The sequence below is a fragment of the Furfurilactobacillus sp. WILCCON 0119 genome (assembly GCF_053471565.1).
On the sequence record NZ_JBPCCV010000001.1, the window covers coordinates 402855 to 422801 of the forward strand.

Annotated in this window: 19 protein-coding genes; 10 read left to right on the forward strand and 9 right to left on the reverse strand. The window is 48.3% G+C overall.

The features are described 5' to 3' along the window. Positions 1-116 precede the first annotated feature (116 nt). Positions 117-2249, forward strand: coding sequence for a GH25 family lysozyme (locus ACRYI5_RS02190; RefSeq protein WP_448224114.1), 2133 nt, complete (start codon positions 117-119; stop codon positions 2247-2249). A gap of 76 nt (positions 2250-2325) precedes the next feature. On the opposite strand, the gene ACRYI5_RS02195 is transcribed toward ACRYI5_RS02190, so the two are convergent. Further along, positions 2326-3303: a hypothetical protein gene (locus ACRYI5_RS02195; RefSeq protein WP_448224115.1), complete on the reverse strand. Its 978-nt coding sequence runs from the start codon at positions 3301-3303 to the stop codon at positions 2326-2328. A gap of 263 nt (positions 3304-3566) precedes the next feature. Between ACRYI5_RS02195 and rpsP the strand changes: the two genes are divergently transcribed. From rpsP to rplS, 5 genes are all read left to right on the forward strand, one after another. Beyond that, the gene (gene rpsP / locus ACRYI5_RS02200) at positions 3567-3839 is read left to right on the forward strand and encodes a 30S ribosomal protein S16 (protein ID WP_407878396.1); all 273 of its coding nucleotides are present in this window, start codon (positions 3567-3569) and stop codon (positions 3837-3839) included. Between the two features lie 20 nt (positions 3840-3859). Next, positions 3860-4153 (forward strand): KH domain-containing protein, encoded by a 294-nt coding sequence (locus ACRYI5_RS02205; protein ID WP_407878398.1) that lies wholly within the window; start codon positions 3860-3862, stop codon positions 4151-4153. 36 nt (positions 4154-4189) lie between these two features. Next, positions 4190-4714: a ribosome maturation factor RimM gene (gene rimM / locus ACRYI5_RS02210; protein ID WP_448224116.1), complete on the forward strand. Its 525-nt coding sequence runs from the start codon at positions 4190-4192 to the stop codon at positions 4712-4714. Further along, complete coding sequence (gene trmD, locus ACRYI5_RS02215; protein WP_448224117.1) at positions 4704-5441, forward strand: tRNA (guanosine(37)-N1)-methyltransferase TrmD; 738 nt, start codon at positions 4704-4706, stop codon at positions 5439-5441. The genes rimM and trmD overlap by 11 nt, the downstream gene beginning before the upstream one ends. Before the next feature lie 152 nt (positions 5442-5593). Continuing rightward, complete coding sequence (gene rplS, locus ACRYI5_RS02220) at positions 5594-5947, forward strand: 50S ribosomal protein L19 (protein ID WP_407878403.1); 354 nt, start codon at positions 5594-5596, stop codon at positions 5945-5947. A gap of 141 nt (positions 5948-6088) precedes the next feature. Here rplS and yjeM read toward each other — a convergent pair whose 3' ends face one another. Together yjeM and ACRYI5_RS02230 are read right to left on the reverse strand one after the other, a co-directional pair. After that, positions 6089-7585, reverse strand: coding sequence for a glutamate/gamma-aminobutyrate family transporter YjeM (yjeM, locus tag ACRYI5_RS02225; RefSeq protein WP_448224118.1), 1497 nt, complete (start codon positions 7583-7585; stop codon positions 6089-6091). Between the two features lie 58 nt (positions 7586-7643). Then, positions 7644-9074, reverse strand: coding sequence for a C69 family dipeptidase (locus ACRYI5_RS02230; protein ID WP_448224119.1), 1431 nt, complete (start codon positions 9072-9074; stop codon positions 7644-7646). A gap of 272 nt (positions 9075-9346) precedes the next feature. On the opposite strand from ACRYI5_RS02230, the gene ACRYI5_RS02235 reads away from it, so the two are divergent. The 3 genes from ACRYI5_RS02235 (at position 9347) to ACRYI5_RS02245 (ending at position 12767) form a co-directional block, all read left to right on the forward strand. Beyond that, positions 9347-10237, forward strand: coding sequence for a YitT family protein (locus tag ACRYI5_RS02235; RefSeq protein ID WP_448224120.1), 891 nt, complete (start codon positions 9347-9349; stop codon positions 10235-10237). Positions 10238-10313: 76 nt separating this feature from the next. Further along, complete coding sequence (gene glpK, locus ACRYI5_RS02240; RefSeq protein ID WP_448224121.1) at positions 10314-11819, forward strand: glycerol kinase GlpK; 1506 nt, start codon at positions 10314-10316, stop codon at positions 11817-11819. A 24-nt stretch (positions 11820-11843) separates the two neighbouring features. Further along, the gene (locus ACRYI5_RS02245; protein WP_448224122.1) at positions 11844-12767 is read left to right on the forward strand and encodes a DMT family transporter; all 924 of its coding nucleotides are present in this window, start codon (positions 11844-11846) and stop codon (positions 12765-12767) included. Positions 12768-12836: 69 nt separating this feature from the next. On the opposite strand, the gene ACRYI5_RS02250 is transcribed toward ACRYI5_RS02245, so the two are convergent. Together ACRYI5_RS02250 and ACRYI5_RS02255 are read right to left on the reverse strand one after the other, a co-directional pair. After that, entirely contained in the window at positions 12837-13070 is a 234-nt protein-coding gene (locus ACRYI5_RS02250) for a hypothetical protein (RefSeq protein WP_448224123.1), read from the reverse strand. Positions 13071-13134: 64 nt separating this feature from the next. Further along, positions 13135-13965 carry a Cof-type HAD-IIB family hydrolase gene (locus ACRYI5_RS02255; RefSeq protein WP_448224124.1) on the reverse strand — a complete coding sequence of 277 codons (831 nt, stop codon included), beginning with the start codon at positions 13963-13965 and terminating at the stop codon, positions 13135-13137. Positions 13966-14164: 199 nt separating this feature from the next. Here ACRYI5_RS02255 and ACRYI5_RS02260 point away from each other — a divergent pair, with 199 nt between their 5' ends. After that, positions 14165-15526, forward strand: coding sequence for an RsmF rRNA methyltransferase first C-terminal domain-containing protein (locus tag ACRYI5_RS02260; protein WP_448224125.1), 1362 nt, complete (start codon positions 14165-14167; stop codon positions 15524-15526). An 88-nt stretch (positions 15527-15614) separates the two neighbouring features. Here the strand turns inward: ACRYI5_RS02260 and fni are convergent, their stop codons facing one another. The 4 genes from fni to mvk form a co-directional block, all read right to left on the reverse strand. Next, positions 15615-16646 (reverse strand): type 2 isopentenyl-diphosphate Delta-isomerase, encoded by a 1032-nt coding sequence (gene fni / locus ACRYI5_RS02265; protein WP_448224126.1) that lies wholly within the window; start codon positions 16644-16646, stop codon positions 15615-15617. Between the two features lie 75 nt (positions 16647-16721). Continuing rightward, positions 16722-17801: a phosphomevalonate kinase gene (locus tag ACRYI5_RS02270; RefSeq protein ID WP_448224299.1), complete on the reverse strand. Its 1080-nt coding sequence runs from the start codon at positions 17799-17801 to the stop codon at positions 16722-16724. Between the two features lie 80 nt (positions 17802-17881). Next, entirely contained in the window at positions 17882-18862 is a 981-nt protein-coding gene (gene mvaD / locus ACRYI5_RS02275) for a diphosphomevalonate decarboxylase (RefSeq protein ID WP_448224127.1), read from the reverse strand. A 44-nt stretch (positions 18863-18906) separates the two neighbouring features. Next, positions 18907-19842, reverse strand: coding sequence for a mevalonate kinase (gene mvk / locus ACRYI5_RS02280; protein ID WP_448224128.1), 936 nt, complete (start codon positions 19840-19842; stop codon positions 18907-18909). Positions 19843-19947: the final 105 nt, after the last annotated feature.

The following is a 19947-nucleotide window of genomic DNA, read 5'->3' on the forward strand; positions in this document are numbered from 1 at the left end:
TATATAGCAAGACGGCTTTGATAACCCGCTTGCTGGAAAAAAAGGTTCATGGTAAAGTTTACGTAATGATTAAAGGATGATTTATTGAAAACGCAATATTTTTAAGGGGCATGCAAATGAGAATTAAGCTTTATAAAGCTGGTAAGTTCTGGGTCACCTCAGGAGTTGTTTTAACAACCCTAATCATTGGTGGGATGAAGGCGTCTGCTGATGCAACTGTCAGTCAGTCAGCTACAGCGACAGTACCAGTGGTTGCAAGTACTGTGATAACCGCTGACAAAGCAACGGTGAATTTGGATTCTAATGCTGATCAGCAAACAGAAACAGCACAGGCTGTGACTGCGGTTAGCGCAGGTTCAACGGCAGCTAGCAACCAAAGTAGTGCAGCTGTGAGTGCAACTAGTGCAGGTTCAACGGCAAGTAGCAATCAAAGCAGTGCGGCAACAAGCTCGACTAGTTCAAATTCAACTGCAAGTAGCAATCAGAATAGCTCAGCAACAAGCACTGTTGATAACAGTAGTGAAGCAAAACGTGTCTCTGATGAATCAAGTTCATCAACGTCTGCTAGTCCCGTGAGCTCGGCATCAACAACTGATTCAGAAGCTGCAACGAAAACCGCAGCTTCGGCTACACGCGTTGTAAGAATGATGAGTGTTAAAACGACCAGTGCTGCTGTTACGAATGGTTGGACAACGGTAAATGGGATTACTCAATATAATGTAAATGGAAAGCCTGCAACTGGTGAACAAAAAATTGATGGCATTTGGTATTTGTTTGATGCAAAGACGGGTGCATTACAGTACGGTTTTCAGAACTTGCAACCCTATAATGAAAACAAAACTGTTTATTATGACACTCACGGCAAAATGGTGTATGGCGAAGCAAAAATAAATAACAATTGGTATTTATTTGATTCTATTACGGGTGCCATGCAGTATAACTTTCAAAATTTAACTAATTACGGTCATAATAAAATTGTGTACTATAACGGCAACGGCCAAATGGCGTACGGTGAAGCCAAGATTAACAATAATTGGTATTTGTTTAGTCGAAATGATGGCGCTATGCAAACCGGGTTCCAAAATTTAGCCAGTTATGGACTCAACAAGATCGTGTACTATAACGGCAACGGCCAAATGGCGTACGGTGAAGCCAAGATTAACAATAATTGGTATTTGTTTAGTCGAAATGATGGCGCTATGCAAACCGGGTTCCAAAATTTAGCTAGTTATGGGCTCAATAAAACCGTGTACTATAATGCCAACGGTCAAATGGCGTACGGTGAAGCCAAGATTAACAACAATTGGTATTTGTTTAGCCGAAACGATGGTGCCATGCAAACTGGGTTCCAGAATTTAGCCAGTTATGGACATAATAAAACGGTATATTATAGTAACAATGGCCAAATGGTGTATGGCGAAGCAAAGATCAATAATAATTGGTATTTATTTAGCCGTGACGACGGATCAATGCAGTATGGTTTTCAAAACTTGACTAATTATGGTTATAACAAGGTCGTTTACTACAATGCGCAGGGCCAAATGGTGTATGGCTCGCAGGTTATTAATGGCCGGACGTATAACTTTGATCGAGTAACGGGGGCGTTAATCGCTGATTCAATGATGAATGGGATCGATATTTCCAGTTACCAACCAGGAATCAACCTGTCGGCAGTCCCTGGTGATTTCGTTGTGATTAAGGCAACTGAAGGGACTTCTTACGTTAATCCGTATGAAGTTTCTCAATACGCCAGTGCGCAGGCCGCTGGGAAACTGGTCGGGTTGTATCACTTTGCTGATCCTGGTACCAGTGCTGCTGTGCAAGCAACGTACTTTGTGAACAACGTTAGAAACCAATTAGTTGATGGTCATGCTTTACCAGTGCTTGATTTTGAAGGGGCCGCGGTTTCACTTGGACCAGCATGGGCTGAAACGTTCTTAGATACAGTTGCTAATTTAACGGGTGAAACGCCAATGATTTACATGAGTAAGTCGGTCACCCGGGAATACGACTGGAGTTCTGTAGCAGCGAAGTATCCGTTATGGGGTGCTCAGTATGCTTCAATGAACGCTCAGTACGGCTATGATACTGATCCATGGACGGATAGCGGTTCGTGGGGCGCTTGGGGTAACAAACCAAGTATTTATCAATATAGCTCAACGGGACGTCTCAGTGGTTGGGGCGATAACCTGGATTTAGATTTGTCATACGTTGGGGCATCAACATGGGCACAATGGACTAACGCCTAAGTAAATTAATTTAACCAATCAAAAAGCGCGCTTCCTGGATGAGATTTTCCAGGAGGTGCGCTTTTTAAATTAGCGTTTAGAACGAACTGACTAATGATTGGATCTTGCTAACAATCCCATTGACGTTGCTGCTTTTAAGGGTGCTGGTGGCATCGCTTGGGGTAGTGGCACTTGAAAGATCATCTAACGTGCTTGAAACCTTAGTCAACTGTGAACTCATAACACTTCGGGAAACGGCGTTCGCGTTGCTCTGCTTAACCTCAGTTTGAAGCGTGTTAACCTGTGACTGGAGGTCAGAAATACTGGCTTCATACTGGGTCCGATCATTACTACTTTTATAATCCGTTACCGTCTGTTGAAGGTTTTTAATTAAAGCTTGGGTCTCCTTAGATTGTTCCTTTAAACTAGTAATCTGGCCGCTTAATTTGCTGTTCTCGGACGTTAACGCTGCCTGTTTGGAAGAAGCTTCCGCAGATGATGCAGCCGCTTTTGAGGAAGCCTCTGCACTAGATGACGCAGCCGCTGAGGAACTTGCTGCCAAACTTGATGAGCTGGCTGCGGCCGCTTCATTTTGCGCATGTTGATGTGCTGAAACACCCCAAATCACAAGACACAACACGATTAGTCCAGCAATAACGCCATAGATGAGGCGGCGGTGTTGCTGCTTTCTAACTGGCTTTTGCTGAGGTGTACTACTATTAACAGCTGCCTGACTAGCGGCGGCTGATTGCGGCGCCGATTCAACAACAATCGGGGAGCGCCCGTCTAAATCTGCTTCAGTGTTAACGATAATCAGCGTAAAGTACGCCCGCGCCACGTTGCCGCGGTCGTCCATAACTGCAACGGGAACCTGATGACGGCCAGGAACCGAAAAATCAATATTTTCAAGGTTGGCGTTCAAATGCGGGGTGAGATCAACACCGCGCCCATCGACTGCGAGTGCACCGGCTGCTTGAAGTAGCCGGGCGTTTGTGGGACGGTTAAGGGCGTCTGATTTGACAATTCTTAACTCTGGATGATTAAAGGTGATGCGTGGGTTTGTGTTATTTTCCATTACAAGCTCCTTCACTTTAAAAATAAAGTGACGTTTTCGTCTGATATTTATTGTTAATGTATCATAAAATGACGCAGTGGATAATCATGTTTAAGAAATTTGGCGAGAGCTTAACCTTCTTAATGATATCTAATAAAATTCTGTGTTTCGTAGCAGGAAAAAACCGTTAGCAAGCTTTTTTGAAGTGTAAAGAAAAACCTCTTGACACCCTGTTGAGAGTTAGATAAACTAGACAACGTTAAGAAATTAGGGAGGAACTACAAATGTCAGTTAAAATTCGTTTAAAGCGCATGGGTTCTAAGAAGCGCCCATTCTACCGTGTTGTCGTTGCAGACTCACGTTCACCTCGTGATGGTCGGTTCATCGAACAAATCGGGACTTACAACACGTTGGTTAACCCAGCGGAAATCAAGCTTGATGAAGAATTAGCAATGAAGTGGTTGAACGATGGTGCCCAACCTTCAGATACTGTTAAGACAATCTTCTCACGCGAAGGTATCATGAAGAAGTACCACGAAGCTAAGTTTACGAAGTAGTCATTCGAGGTGCAATTTGCATGAACACTTATCAAAGTAATCAATTAACGCAGGATGAAGTGGCCGGCTTGCTGGTCACACTGGTTAAACCACTGGTTTCTCATCCAACGGCGGTTGCAGTGGCCATTCGGCCAAATGATCGGTTTACGGAGTACGCCTTAACGGTGGCACCGGATGATATTGGTGAGGTGATTGGCCGTCATGGTCAAGTTGCCCAGGCCATTCGAACGGTCCTTTATGGGGTTCGGACAACGGATCAAAAACGGAATCGCTTATTGATTGTTGATGAGAATAAGAAAGGGCCTGAGAGTTAATCTCAGACCCTTTCTTTGTAGACAAAAGGAGGGCATATGGCCTTTTACACGATTGGAAAAATTGTTAATACCCAAGGATTAAAGGGAGAAGTTCGGGTGATTTCATCAACCGACTTTCCGGCTGACCGATTTGCGAAGGGGAAGACGGTCTACGTAACGGCCAATGAACAGGGCGCACGGCAAGAAGCGTTAACAATTGCTTCTATGCGAACACATAAATCCTTTATTTTGCTGAGTTTTAAGGGCTTAGCTGACATCAACTTGGTGGAAAAATATAAAGGGGCAGACCTTTTTGTTGCTGGTGAAGACCAACAACCATTACCAGACGGACAGTATTACTATCATGAAATCATCGGCCTACACGTCATTGATGAGCAGCAGCAAGAAATCGGAACGATTTCTGAAATCATGGCCCCTGGCGCAAACGATGTCTGGGTCGTTAAACGACCCGGTAAGAGTGATCTATTATTACCCGTTATTGACCAGGTCGTTAAAACGGTTGATGTCGCTAACGGTGTCGTTCACGTTGAAATGATGGCGGGGTTAGACGATGAGGATTGATATTTTAAGTCTGTTTCCAGATATGTTTGGTCCAATGACGGAATCTATTGTCGGTAAGGCTGGTGAAAAAGGGATTCTGGACATTAAAGTGACAGATTTTCGTGACTTTACCAGTGATAAACACCATCATGTTGACGATACGCCTTATGGTGGCGGTGCTGGGATGTTGCTCATGCCACAACCCATTTTTGATGCAATGGATCATGTTGAAGCAGAAGCTGGTGACCGTGGCCGGGTGATTTTATTAGATCCTGCCGGCGTTCCCTTCACTGAGGCGGTAGCAGAAGACTTTGCGAAGGAAGACCACCTGACATTCATTTGTGGGCACTATGAGGGCTATGACGAACGGATTCGGTCACTTGTGACGGATGAAGTGTCACTTGGCGATTACGTCCTGACAGGCGGTGAATTAGGGGCCATGGTCATGATCGACGCCACGGTGCGCCTTATTCCCGATGTGTTAGGAAACACGGCCTCAGCGCCTGGCGATTCATTTAGTAATGGATTGTTAGAGTATCCCCAGTACACACGGCCAGCTGACTTTCGTGGCCAGACCGTTCCTGAGGTGTTAACAAACGGAAATCATCAGTTAATTGCTGAGTGGCGGGAAAAAGAATCACTGCGGCGGACATACCAACGGCGCCCAGACCTGTTAAAGACCGCTAACTTAACGGTGGCCCAACAACGGCTTTTAAACGATGTGATCGACGAGGAGACGCGGGGCTAACCTGGTGTAAGTACAATAATGTGTAAAGGAACGGCCCTTTACAGGTCATCGTCACTATGGTATTCTTGTTTATGGCAATTTTTGCCCATAATACCGATGTTCCGCTTGCAGGGAGCCTGCAATGAATGTTGAGTTGAAAGGAAGAGCTCAATATGAGACAGAACCAATTAATCGAAAAAATCACCGCTAGCCAACTTCGCGATGACATGCCTGATTTCCGTGCCGGAGACACGGTTCGTGTATACGCACGAATCGTTGAAGGAACCCGTGAACGGATCCAATTGTTTGAAGGGGTTGTTGTTAAGCGCCACGGCGCCGGCATCTCTGCTACGTACACTGTTCGTAAGATCAGTAACGGGATTGGTGTTGAACGGACTTTCCCTGTTAACTCACCACGTGTTGACCACGTGGAAGTTACTCGTCATGGTCGCGTTCGTCGGAGCAAGCTTTACTACTTACGTGCATTGCACGGTAAGGCTGCCCGGATCAAGGAAGCTCGTCGTTAGACGTGTGCCTAAAAAGCGTCGCTACAATTATGTAGTGACGCTTTTTGTTTGCCATTTAACCCTTAATAAAAAAGACCAGCGCTCTCTTTTACTTTAAGAGAGCGCTGGTCTTTTTTGAAACTCGTGGATTAAGCTTTAATGCTAGTCTTCGATGTTTTTATCACGGTTCGCGTAGAAGGCCCACGCGATACTCCCGAAGACAATTGGACCGGCAAGCGTTGCGATGGCCGTTACCCAATCCTTGACAATAAATGGTTGTAAAATGGTGAACCCGATTCCAATACTGAGCGTGATCATAACAACGGTCACAACGAAAATCATCCACCGGTGTGAGTGATAGGCGACAAATGGCCGTGGTAAGTCTTCACGTTTAAAGTATGGGAAGGCGCCGACTAAGAACAAGTATGGCAGGGTCGTTGAAACGTTACTCATGGACGTTAACACGCTGTAGAAGAACTTGGAGTCCTGGTGCGTTAAAACGGCAGCAGAGGAAATCCCAACGATGAAGACGATAACGGCGGTGGCTTGCATCCACATTGCAAATTCAGGCATGCCGTGACTGTTCAACTTCGTCATTTTCTTTGGCCACAGTTCTTTTGGTGACCCTAAGATGAAGGACTTCAATGGTGAGTAAATTAAAACGAAGAAGGAACCTAAGTAGGCTAAGAACATACTAATCCCAGCAAAGCGGGAGAAAATTTGCCCCATGATCCGGGCACCATGACTGGATAAACCCATAGCGTGGCCCAACGAGATCCCGAGGTTTTCTTCCAGAACATAGGTGATGTTCCCTAAGTTAACGTTTGTTTGGTCAATGACGGTGTGCCAGTTAGCGGAAACACCCCAGAGAAAGATGGTCAGTGAATAACCGATCCCAATCACTAAGGTCCCAATCAAAATCCCACGGGGGAACGTTTTTTCAGGTTTGTCTAGTGAGTCGGTAACCCCACCAAGGGACTCTAACCCACCGTAAGCAAAGATGGCATAGATAACGAAACTAATCATGGCAATTGGTGCTTGGAACTGTGCGTTTGGAGAAGTTGCAAAGTCGGAGAAGTGGTGAATTGGTTGTGCTAACGTGAAGTGGTTAGCGAATAAGATAATCAGGCTGGCAACGATCAAAATGACGTTTAACGCCATAACCGCAATCCCACCAACAGATGAAACACGGGCAATGAAGTTCATCCCCCGTGAAGCAGCCCAGGTGATGGAAATAATCCACAGGACGGCTAACAGCGCAATGGTCAGCGTTGAGTTTAACCCGAAAATGTGCCAGCTCGCAGTCGTATCATGGCCGCTAATGATCGTTGACAGGGTGATCCACACCTTTTGGGAGATCATAACCTGCCAGATGATCCAAGCAGATAACCAGATAAACGTGGCGATAAAGGACCACTGTTCACCAATTGAAGCATCTAACCAGGAATAAATCCCACCTTTTGATTCTTTTAATGATGAGCCGTATTCAGCAAACATCAAGCCACTGGGCAGGAAGAAAAGCAGAGCACCGAGAATGTACCAGAAGATGGCGCCGTAACCCATCTGTTGGAAGGCTGTTGGGGTGTTCCCAAAACCAAAGATGGTTGTAAAAATCATCAGGACTAACGCCCCAAGTGACAGGGTCTTTTTCTTTTCCATGTGTTCACAATCCTCATTTCACTATGATGACCATGGCTGATCACCACAGAAGTTATTCTTATAAGTTCTCGTCGGTTGAAAAATTAAGTGGTGAAAAATCGGTGCTGGCGGTGACTAGTGTACTGATCAAGTCACGGTAAGCTGATAGTGCGCGCTTAGCTGCTTGATCATTGGCCGCCGTTAGAAAATCCGTTAGTTCAGTGCCTGTAAGTGTCATGGCGGTAGCGTCACTGGCTGCCAGCTGTGAACCAAACGTCACCCGGAGATCTGTGCGCACCTGTTGATACTGTCGTTCAAAGTGTCGGTAATGTGCGTCCCACAAGGTGCTAGCTAACTTGAACGTCCAGTAAGCACTGGTGGGGGCATACCGTCCGGTTCCACGTTTGTACGCAGTGGGGGTGTCATTGATCGCCGTGTAAAACGGGACGTAGTTGCTTTGGGCAGCGACACCCATAGCGAGCCACTGGACCCCCTTCAGTTCGGTCGGCATGGTTGGCCGGAGTTGAAGAATGTGGGACTCTTGCGTCTTAGCGAGACTAATGGGACGAAAATCATGGGGATGGTGCGCACCACGGCCAACTGGGTCGTAGTCTGTACCCTCGTAATGATTACTCAAGAAATCCTGAACTTCATGAAGGGCAATTTTATGACTTGCCCGACGAATGAAAGGGAGTTCTTCATTAGTAGGTTCCTGATCAATTTCGGGGTTAAACATTCGTTGACCAATCCAAACCCGGGGCGTGTTGTACATTTCATCGCTGACACTATGGGTTCCGAAAATGTGTCGGAAGTTGAACCCTTCACGATCTGGATTCAGGTTGTGATCATTCACAAAGTCCTTAATTCCAGCTGCAAACATAAAGTTATCGGAGTCCGTAAAGTCAACGGTTTGAATGGCCAACTGGTTGGCAACAACGGCATAACCATCATCCGGAATCCGTTGGGCGACCCATTGATGGCCCGCAGCCGTTTCCATGTACCAAGCTTCGTGATCATCCGCAAATAAAATCCCGTTTGATTCCGTTGTTCCGTGCTGTTCGAGGAGGGCACCCAACCGGGCAACACCCTCACGTGCTGTGGTAATGTACGGTAACACGACGGTGACCATGGCCTCTTCCTGGATGCCATCTGCAACAAAGGGATCAGCGGCTAGGACCGTTTCGTTAGAGTAGGCACTTTCTGTCGCTGACATGGCGACGTTAGCACTGTTGATCCCGTCCTCTTCAAACAAACCGTACTTGTCCGTCCATTCAGGGGTTGCGGTGTAACGTAACGCTGTTAACGGTAGCGTCGTTGTAAACCCGTTATCCTTTGACTTATATATGGGCGCAACGGTCGTCGTTTGTTCTTCATGAACGACAAAGTGTTTCGGCCACGAAGCCTTACTGTCCTCGTTTCGGCCAATCATGATGGAGCCGTCGAGTGATGCCTGACGGCCGACCAAAATACTGGTGCATGCAGAGGGGCGCCGCTCGTCATCTGACGTCATGCGCAAAACCTCACTTTCGTTGAATATAATGTATAAATTTGCAAGAACACATTGAATTGATTGTAGCAGAAACCCCGTGAACTGTACATGACCCGACAGCATTTTGCCTGCTGAATGGTTCGCAATTTAATCGCGTGGTGAGCAGCAAATGATTTGGGGAGGCAAAATATTTCTCAAACACCGGTGAACCTAGTGGTCAAACGGTTGGTCCGTGTGGTTTAATTATGAGCGTTAACTAAATCAACTGAAACTAATTCAAGGAGGACACTAATATGGCACGGATTTTGAAACAAGATGGCCTAATCAAAATTGTGATTTTAATTTTTTCGTCCATTTGTTGTGCCGTCGCACTGAATGAATTTTTAGTGCCGAGTGACATCTTTTCAGGTGGATTAAACGGGATCGCCCAATTACTCCACTGGGGGTTAAACGTTGCCAATCTGCATGTCGCCACCGGGTGGTTTATCCTTGCCTTTAACATTCCGATCGGCATCGTGGGCTGGATCAAAATTGGCCCCCAATTTACCGCGTGGAGTTTTATGAACTCAATTTTAACTGCGTTGATCAGTTTAGTTTTGCCAACAGCCAGCGTGTCCCATAACCCACTATTAAACGCTCTGTTTGGGGGAATCTTAACGGGGATCGGAATTGGTTTTCCGTTTCGTTACGGTTTTTCAACGGGCGGGATGGATATCATTGCACTCATTCTTCAAAAGACGACTGGCGGGAGTATTGGCACATTGACCATGGCCCTAAACTCGGGAATTGTGGCTGTTGCCGGCTTCTTCATTGGCTGGGAGAATGCGCTATTTACCATTATCACGCTATATGCAACGTCACGAATGGTGGATACCATTTATACGCGTCATCAAAAATTGACGGCCATGATCGTGACGCAGCACCCGGATGAAGTGATTGCGGATTTACGGCGCCACCTATTTCGTGGAATCACCGTTATTCCGTCAAAGGGGGCATATACAGGCCAGGGGAACACAACGTTGATGGTCGTCATTACCCGTTACGAACTGTATGATCTGCGGACGTCCGTTTCCAACACAGATCCCGATAGTTTCATGAATTTAATGAACACGGTGGACGTTAGTGGTAACTTTTATGATGAGGCCTCACAAGAACGACTCCGCGAGATTGAGCGGAACCGGTAACAGGAGCACAAATTTTTGGTAAAATGGGGTTATTGCAAACAATTAAGTGGGCAACAGCCCTGAATGGAGTTGCGACATGAATGACGAACAATACATGATGGCGATCGATCAAGGAACGACAAGTAGTCGGGCAATGATTTTTGACCATAATGGCATGGTTGTTGGAAAAGCGCAGAAGGAATTTCCGCAGTATTTTCCGCAACCGGGGTGGGTCGAACATGATCCTGAAGAAATCTGGAGCAGTGTACAATCTGTTATGGCGGATGCACTGATCCAGTCAAATATTGCCCCATACAAAATTCGGGGGATTGGCATTACTAACCAACGGGAAACCACCATCATTTGGGATAAAAAGACGGGCCAGCCAATTTATCACGCGATTGTGTGGCAGTCAAAGCAGACCGCCAGCATTGCAAACGAATGGAAAGCGGCTGGGTTAACGGAAATGATCCGTCAAAAGACCGGGCTTGTGGTCGACTCGTACTTTTCTGCGTCAAAAATTAAGTGGTTGTTAGACCATGTGGACGGTGCTCGTGAGCGGGCAGAGCGCGGCGAGTTACTATTTGGAACCATTGATACGTGGTTATTGTGGAAGTTGACCGGTGGGAAGGTTCACGCCACCGACTATACCAATGCCAGTCGGACCATGTTGTACAACATTCATGACCTCTCGTGGGATGATGAGTTGCTTGCTGCGTTTGATGTCCCTAAAGCACTGTTACCGGATGTTCGCAGCTCCTCTGAAGTTTATGGTTACACAGCCAATTACACGATGTCAGGTGTTGCCGTCCCCATTTGTGGGATTGCGGGTGACCAACAGGCAGCGTTAGTGGGTCAGACCGCCTTTGACAAAGGAAACGTTAAAAATACGTATGGCACCGGGGCGTTCATCGTGATGAACATTGGTACCGAACCGACGTTGTCTAACCAGGGGCTATTGACGACCATTGCCTACGGGATTAATGGTGAAGTGACGTACGCGCTGGAAGGGTCCATTTTTGTTGCGGGGTCCGCGATTCAGTGGCTTCGTGATGGGATGAAACTGGTGGAAAATGCTGGTGATTCGCAAAAGATGGCGGAATCAGCACCAGAGGATGACCATGTTTATGTGGTTCCGGCGTTTACCGGCTTAGGGGCACCATACTGGGATCAAGACTTACGTGGAGCCGTGTTTGGTCTGACTCGGGGGACGACTAGGGAACAATTTGTTCGGGCAACCTTACAAGCGATTGCGTACCAAACCCGTGATGTTGTGGATACGATGGTGGCTGACACCGGGTTATCCATCAATACACTTCACGTTGATGGTGGCGCCGCACAAAATGATTACCTCATGCAATTTCAGGCTGATATTTTAAATACGACCATCAAACGAGCAAAGATCAATGAAACAACAGCGCTGGGTGCGGCATTTTTAGCTGGTTTAGCCGTCGGTTTCTGGGCCAATCAGGATGAACTGCGTGCCTTGTACGCGAGTGGTGAGCAATTCACCCCCCGAATGGCGCCAGCCCGGCGTGATCATTTGTATGCAGGGTGGCAAACGGCCATTAAGGCTGCTCAAGCATTTGAAACCACGGATTAAGTTAAGGGAAGATAAGGAATTAACATGAAGGAACAGAATTATTCAAAGGGGATTTTTTGGGCGGCCTTTGCCTCCACCATGTGGGGGATTTCAGGGACCATCTTGCAGTACATTTCGCAAACACAGAACATTCCGGCAACGTGGTTTTTATCCGTTCGGACATTGGGGGCGGGGCTTGTCCTACTTCTAATTGGCTTTTTTCAGGAAGGGCGCCATATTTTTGATATTTTCAAATCATGGCGCCAAATCGGTTGGTTGGTTGCGTACGCACTTTTCGGACTGATGGCGAACTTATTTACGTTTTACATGAGTATTAAGACGGGGAACGCGGCGGCTGCCACGATTTTGCAGTATTTAAGCCCGCTGTTCATTGTCTCAGGGGCCTTATTATTCAAACGGGAACGGCCGTTACGCTCAGACATGATCGCGTTTGCGATTGCGCTTGTCGGCGTGTTTTTAGCCATCACCCGTGGGAACATTCACACCTTGTCCGTCCCAGTTGCCTCACTATTGTGGGGGATTCTTGCCGGGGTCACGGCAGCGTGTTACGTGGTCTTGCCACGACAAATCGTTACCGTTCACTCGCCGATCGTTGTACTAGGTTGGGGCATGCTGATTAGCGGTGTTCTTTTTAACCTGTGGCGGCCAATCTGGGTTAATCCACCTAAGATCACCGTTGGCTTGATTCTTTCAATTAGTACTGTGATCTTAGTGGGAACCATCTTGGCATTCTCTACGCTCCTATACAGTTTGAACTTTGCACCATCAGCCGTTATTAGCATTGTGGATGCCGTTCAACCAGTGGTCACATTTATCTTAAGCATCATTTTCTTCCACTTACAGATCAGCACAATGGAAGTCTTGGGTTCTATCTTGGTGGTTGTTGCCGTGTACCTGCTCCAACGGTGGCGCGGCCAGGCGGAATCACAAATTGACCATAGCAATTAAATTAATTGGTATATACAAAATGTAAGCATCAAAAAAGCTGTGTTCATCTGAACACAGCTTTTTTGATGCTTACATTTTTTTGATGACCCGGTACTGTTTCTTTTTGTCTTCACCAGATCGATTACTCGTGGCGATTTGATCTTGATCAAAAAGAACGTAGGGGTGCCCATCTTGTTCTGAAACAATGACTAAGCTATGGGGATGCTTACTCTTGTAAATCTGGGCGCTTTGATACACTTCGTTATAATCATGTGCATTGGCGATGGCATCGCCGGGGTTAAACAGGACGCTTTCTTCTGTCATGGTAAAACCTCCTTTGTTCCATTCAGGCTCCCTTAAGCATGGTGGTTCGGCGGCAAAAATGCAATCATTCTGCCTTGGAAAGAGCGGCCGGCAGAGCCAAATAATCCTGTAAGTAATGGGCAACACCGTCATGATCGTTATCGACGGTGGTAACGTCTTGCGCGATGGCCTTGATATCGCTGATCCCATTGGCCATTGCGACACCCCAACCGGCGTAATCGATCATGGTCCGGTCGTTATTTTCATCACCAAAGGCAATGATGTCGTCACGGCTAATTTGGTAGGTCTTTGCCAAGAACGCTAACCCAGTGGCCTTTTCAATGCCTTTATGAGCAACTTCAAGGACGGGCCAACTGCCGCCCCAAACGTTGAGATCAATGTGGTCGCCATAGCGGCTGAGCAAGTCGTCAATTAAATTTTGGCGGTGGTGTTCATCAAAGTAAAGGGTCAAGGCAGTGGGATCAGTTGTTAGGTTGGCTTTATTTAAAACCTGTTCACTGGTCAGCCCCTGAGGGAAGAAGTCGATCGTGCCGTCACTAGCATGGTTAGCCCAAACGTGTTGTTTGTTTTCAGCGGCAATCGTTTCAATGCCTAAATCCTGCTGGTGAGCAAGTAGATCTAGGGCAATGTCACGATCAATGGTGTACTGGTATTCTTGCGCCCACGTTTGGTGGGGCCGGTGCCCCAGTGAACCATTGAAATTGATCATTGCGCTCGTGAGGCCGAGCTGATCGTAATATTGCTGTGAAATGCGGTAGGGGCGGCCCGTGACGATACTGACAATGTGGCCAGCAGAAACGGCCTGACGCAGTGTTTGAACGGTCAAGTCTGAAAGCTGTGATTGATTATTCAGCGTTGTCCCGTCAAGATCAAGGGCAATTAATTTTCGTGTCATTATGGGTAAACCTCCTGAGCGAATGCGTGTGGTTAAAACCACGCTAATGCCATCTAATGTACCGTATTTACCGTCCCCCTGCAACTAATGACGTGAAAACGTGACGATAGCAGGATTTCGGTGTAAGATGTGAGGAATACGGTTCGTGTGAGTCCTTAGATGACTCGGCGAACGATCACGATATTAAGGAGTTTGTTAGATGCAATTACCTACGGGATACGAAGAGAAGTACCGCCGTTTGATGGGGGACACCGAGGCAACGGCCTTTTTTCAAAGTTTTGACCAGCCGGTTCGCCACGGGTTTCGGATTAATCCACTGAAAGCCCAATCGAAACCAACTGAACTGTCGTTAGCCGAACCGACCGCCATTTTGAATGGCTTTATTGGCCGGGTCAACGGGCACACGCCAGACCATACAACCGGCGTCGTGTACAGTCAAGAACCCTCAGCCATGTATGTTGGTGCGGTGGTGGACGCGAAACCAAACGAGCGGATCCTTGATTTATGCGCCGCCCCTGGCGGTAAAACGACACAATTAGCAGCTGGCCTACAGCAGACGGGTCTTTTAGTGACCAATGAAATTTTTGCAAAGCGGGCGGCCATTTTGTCAGAAAATGTCGAGCGTTGTGGCATCATGAATGCAGTGGTGACAAATGAGACCCCCGCACGTTTAGCAAAACAACTACCAACGTTTTTTGATAAGGTCGTCGTGGATGCGCCCTGTTCAGGTGAAGGGATGTTTCGGAAGGACCCGGCAGCCATGGATTACTGGACGCCAGATTATCCAGCAACGTGTGCCACACGCCAACGAGAAATCTTAACGGAAGCCGTTAAGATGGTGCGTCCTGGTGGCACACTTGTGTATTCCACCTGTACGTTTGCGCCAGAAGAAGATGAACAGATGATGGCGTGGTTACTTGCAACGTACCCTGAATTTGAACTGGTTGACCTCCCGGCATTACCTGGGTTGGAGCCAGCACGGCCGAGTTGGGCCGATGACGATCCCCGGTTGGCACGCGCCGGCCGGTTATTCCCGCACCACGTTGCTGGTGAAGGGCACTTTGTGGCCAAACTGGTTCGCAAGGCGTCAGAAACCGATGGAGTCAAAAAGTTAAAGCCAGTGGCGTTACCGCGGCCTGATCGGGAAGCAATTGACTTGTGGCAGGCATTTGTGACAGCACATTTACCAGCTGATTGGCACGAACGGACGCTGACGGTGTTTGGTGAGCAACTCTATGCACTCCCAGCCGGGACACCAGATTTAGGCCGGTTACGAATTGTCCGACCTGGGTTGCACCTCGGGACGCTTAAAAAGCGGCGGTTTGAACCAGCGTTTGCCTTGGCTTTAGCCATTCACCCTGCTGATTATCAGCCACGAGTGGCGTTAACAACGGCGCAGTGGGCAACCTACGTGCATGGTGACGTGGTGAATTTAACGGATGCGGCCGGTACAACGGGCTGGGCGTTAGCCACAATAAATGGGAACGGCATTGGGTTTGGCAAGGTGGTAGGGAACACGTTAAAAAATGGTTACCCAAAGGGCCTTCGCTTCCAAGCATAATGGCGTTCAACAAATAAGCCTCAAAAAAACGACTGAAACCTCCAAAGCGGGAGGATTCAGTCGTTTTTTACTGTGGCTTTATCACACATTATAAATGGCGCTGTGCTTTGTAAGAAAGAAGCGTGGGGGAAAGAATGAACGGAACATCGCGGACGGCAGGTGTTGTTGCTGCGCCCGTTAGTGTGTACAACGTGCGTAAGGCCTGTTGCCAAGCAACGATGGTCTCCAGCAGGGCCTGCTGGCCGTCGTGCATAAGAACGTGAAGAAATTGACCGGCAACACCAACACAATCGGCACCGAGCATCAAGGCCTTTAACACATCAAGGGGTGTTTGAACGCCCCCGGATGCCGCGATGTGGAGATCGGTTTGGGCCACCTCAAGAAGTGACTCTGGTGTTGTTTGTCCCCAATCAGCCATGTACGTTAGTTCCTGGGCGTGGCGTCGTTCATTTTCGATGGTTGCAAAATTAGTCCCACCACGACCACTCACGTTGACATACTGAACACCAACGGCCTTGAGTTGTGCTGCCGTTTCGCGACTCATACCAAAGCCGACTTCCTTAACGATGACCGGAACGGGGAGGGCAGAAACAAGCGCTTCGATTCCGGCTAACCAGTGAAAGTCGGTGTCGCCCTCTGGCATCACAGCCTCCTGTGCCGTATTGATGTGTAATTCAAGGGCGTTTGCTTCAAGCATGTCCACCACGCGCTCTGCGTCAGCGATGGTGTGGCCAGCGCCAAGATTAGCAAATACGAGCCCGTTGGGGTTTGCCTGGCGAACAACGTTAAACGTGGCCACTTGCTGGGGTTCTGCGAGCGCAATGCTTTGCGAACCGACGGCCATTGCGAGCCCAGTGGCGTTGGCCACTTCAGCTAGCTGCTGGTTAATGCGCCCGGTTCGGGCTGAGCCGCCTGTCATGGCTTCAATGTAAAAGGGGGTCGCCATGGACAGACGGCCAAACATGGTGTGTAGATCAACATCAGCTTCTGCTAGCTCGGGTAAGCCCTGATGGATGACGCGAACGTCAGCAAAGGTCTCACTTGTGGTGTACTGGTGTGTCGCAATGGCGAGGTGCTCATCCTTCCGGTGTGCATGTTGTGATTCCGTGGTTTCTGCCATAACGGCCTCCTTTAGTGGATTATTCAATAGAAGGCTGGTGCAGTTGACTGCCCAGCCTTCGGATTGTTTGTTCGGTTAAACGAGGTCCATCACGTTATGGACACTCAGTGGTAGGGCCGTAATGTCTTCTGCTTCCCAGTCGTGAAGAAGGGTATCAACAGCTGCATGACGATCAATCAGGACAATGCCACAGTCACCACCACCGGCACCTGATGTCTTAGCGGCACCGCCATGGTCCTCAGCGATGGCGCACAGCGTGTTTAGTGCGACGGTTTCGATCGGCACGTGACTGAAAGAACTCAATTGTTGGAGTAACTGCCGGTTGACCCGTAATTCAGTTTGGATGACATCGATGTCACTATCGCGGAAGCCCTGGATCATGCGGTCTAGACAATCGTGGCTGGCGGTAAGAAACGCTTGATACTTTGCTTGGTCAACGTCACGCGCATCAGAGACTTTATCCACTAAGTGGGACGTTGACGCTGGTGAACCAGTCCATCCAATGAGTAATCGCAAGTCAGTCGGAGGGGTCAACAATTCAACGGCTAACCCGGGCCATTCAAGTGCCAACAGGTCAGTCAATGAAAATTGTTGCCGTTGTTTAGCTAACCACTGGTGGTCAAAGGAGTGGTACGCAATCCAGCCGCCATAAACGGACGCTGCAATGTCACCCAGTGAGCCATTCCCTTGAACGTCGAGGTGGGCGATGGCAGCGAGTTTAAACAAAATGTCCTTGGTCAACGGGAGTTCATAAAATTTGCACAGGGCTTTAACCGTTCCAACGGTCACCGCAGCCGATGATCCGAGGCCAAACTTCTTACCATCCTTACTGTCTAACTGTGAATTGACGGAAAGGTGATAGAACTTTAGTTCACGGCCACAGGCGCGGGCGTAATTTTCAGTCAGTTGAATGGCTGAAAGTAGGTAATGAAACGGGTTATCGCGGTTATCAAAGACCAGTTCGTCACCGGCGCGCCGCCAGTTGACAGAGGTCTCTTTATACTGTTCGGAATCAATGGTCCCAAAGTGCTGACTTTCTTCAATGGTGACCGTCACAAACTGATTTAAAGCAACGATAATGGCTGGAAAGCCAGCCTCAACCACGGCGTATTCTCCGGCAATATAAAGTTTGCCAGGCGCTTGCACGCTAATCAATTCATCATGTCCTTTCAAGACAAAAAATCGCTGTACCGGCAATGAATCCCGTACAAGCATTTTCTGTGGTATCAATTTAATTAAAGGTAGATGAGCCCTGGGCCGGGTTTAGCGACAACAAGTTGCTCATCACCAAATAGTGGGCGTAAGCGGGCCAAAATCGTTGGTACATCTGCCTGTTCACAGATGACCTTTACGTTTGGACCAGCGTCCATCGTATAATAGCAGTTTACCCCCTCTTGACGCAAGTCGGTAATTGCGGACATTGCGGTAAGGGTGTCCCCGTTGAAATACGTGAACGGTGGCGTTGCACTAAGCGTTGTTGCGTGCATACACATCGCGTTATGCTCGGCAATTTCGCCCACACGGTTTATGTCTTTTTTAAGTAGTGCCGCCGTCATGGGGGCGATATCCGCATTGGCTTGCTTAACCCAGTCAGCAAAGTAAGGCGAGGCTTGTGATTGTTTCATGCCATTTGTACTGCCCACTTTTTTGGCCGTCTTTGACACAACGATCGCAATCATCCGCAGCGGCCAGGTGACCGTTTCCTGAAGGGGTTCTGCAAACGAGGTCAGATCATCATGACCGGCATGCCACTGAACAAAGCCACCAAAAATTGAGCGTGACGCTGACCCTGAACCGCGCCGGGCAAGGCGTGAAAGGGTTTGGCCATCTGTGGGTAATCCCGCTGCTTTAGCGGCCGCGCCGGCTAGTGCAGCAAAGCCCGACGCCGATGACGCAAGCCCGGCTGTTGTGGGCACATGGTTGGCCGTTTCGATGTGAGCAAACGTGGTGATTCCCGCCGTTTGACGAATGAAATCCATGAAGTGCCGGATGCGCTGTTGGCCAGTAGCTGGTAACGTTAACCCATCTAAGGTGAGCTCATCAATGGTCAACGTTGGGTCAAAGTGAACGGTGGTCGTTGAATAAAAATGATCCAACGTCATGGAAATGGAGTCGTTTGTGGGGAGCATCAGCTGTTCATCAGCTTTCCCCCAGTATTTAACTAACGCAATGTTTGTGTGGGCCCGTGCGGTGACGGGGCGATCCAAAATGGTCATGAGTAAGTGTCCTTTGGTTAAATCAATGATGATGAAACGACGGGTTAGCGACTAAAGGGTTCGATCCACGTTGCTGACGCCCCTTGGTTTTGAAGCGCATCAACAACGGCCTGTGCTTCAGTGGCGGAACGGGTGAGGGCAATCATACAACCGCCAAGACCACCCCCAGTGAGCTTGGCGCCCAGTGCGCCCGCTTGGTTAGCGGCGTCAACAAGGCGCTGAAGCACGGGATGGTTTACCCCAAGTGCCGTTAGGTCTTGTTGAGCAGCGTTCATAATGGTGCCCAGTTCATGCGCACGATCATGTTGAAGACACACGGCCGCTTCACGCGTTAACGTGCCAAGGTGGTTAATGAGCTGTTGGCCCACACCGGGGCGTTCAGGATCGGTGAGCAATTCATTCACGGAATTGACTGCTAACCCTGTTTGCCCAGTTACTCCGGTGTCCCCAATCACAAGGTGAGCGTTTAAATGAATTGGAATGTGTGTTAGGGGTTGGTCTTTGATCAGCCACACTGGTTCTGTTGCGCTAACTGTGGCTGCGTCGATGCCTGAAGGCGAGCCATGGGTGATCATTTCTTCGATGTTCACGGTGGCTAGCAGGTCCTGCTGATCGAGCGGTGTTTCAAAGAAGTCGTAGACTGCCCGAACGATTGCTGTTGCGATGGCAGCGGATGAGCCCATCCCACGTTCTTCGGGAATTGTGCTCGTTAGCGTTAATGTAAACGATTGTGTCTCAGCGTGAAACCGTTGAAGTAAGCGGTCAATTAAGACACGAATGCCTTCAAACGCGCCTGGTAGTTCAGCTAACGCACCCGTAAAGTAATCGCTAACGAGTTGACGATCACTAACGGTTTCTTGGATGGTTGCTGTAACCGGTAAATGTTGAAGTGGAATGGCGATGGCAGGTTGATGGTGAACAACACTGTGTTCACCAAGCAAAATAATTTTGGCATGTGCATGGCCGGTGCCAACACGCATATCGATCACCTCGAAACGAAAATTTGGGGTCCCTAGGGCGAATTGACGTCCGATAACCCATTTAGCACCAATCATACCATAGTTTTTACAGGTTTTATGCGTGTG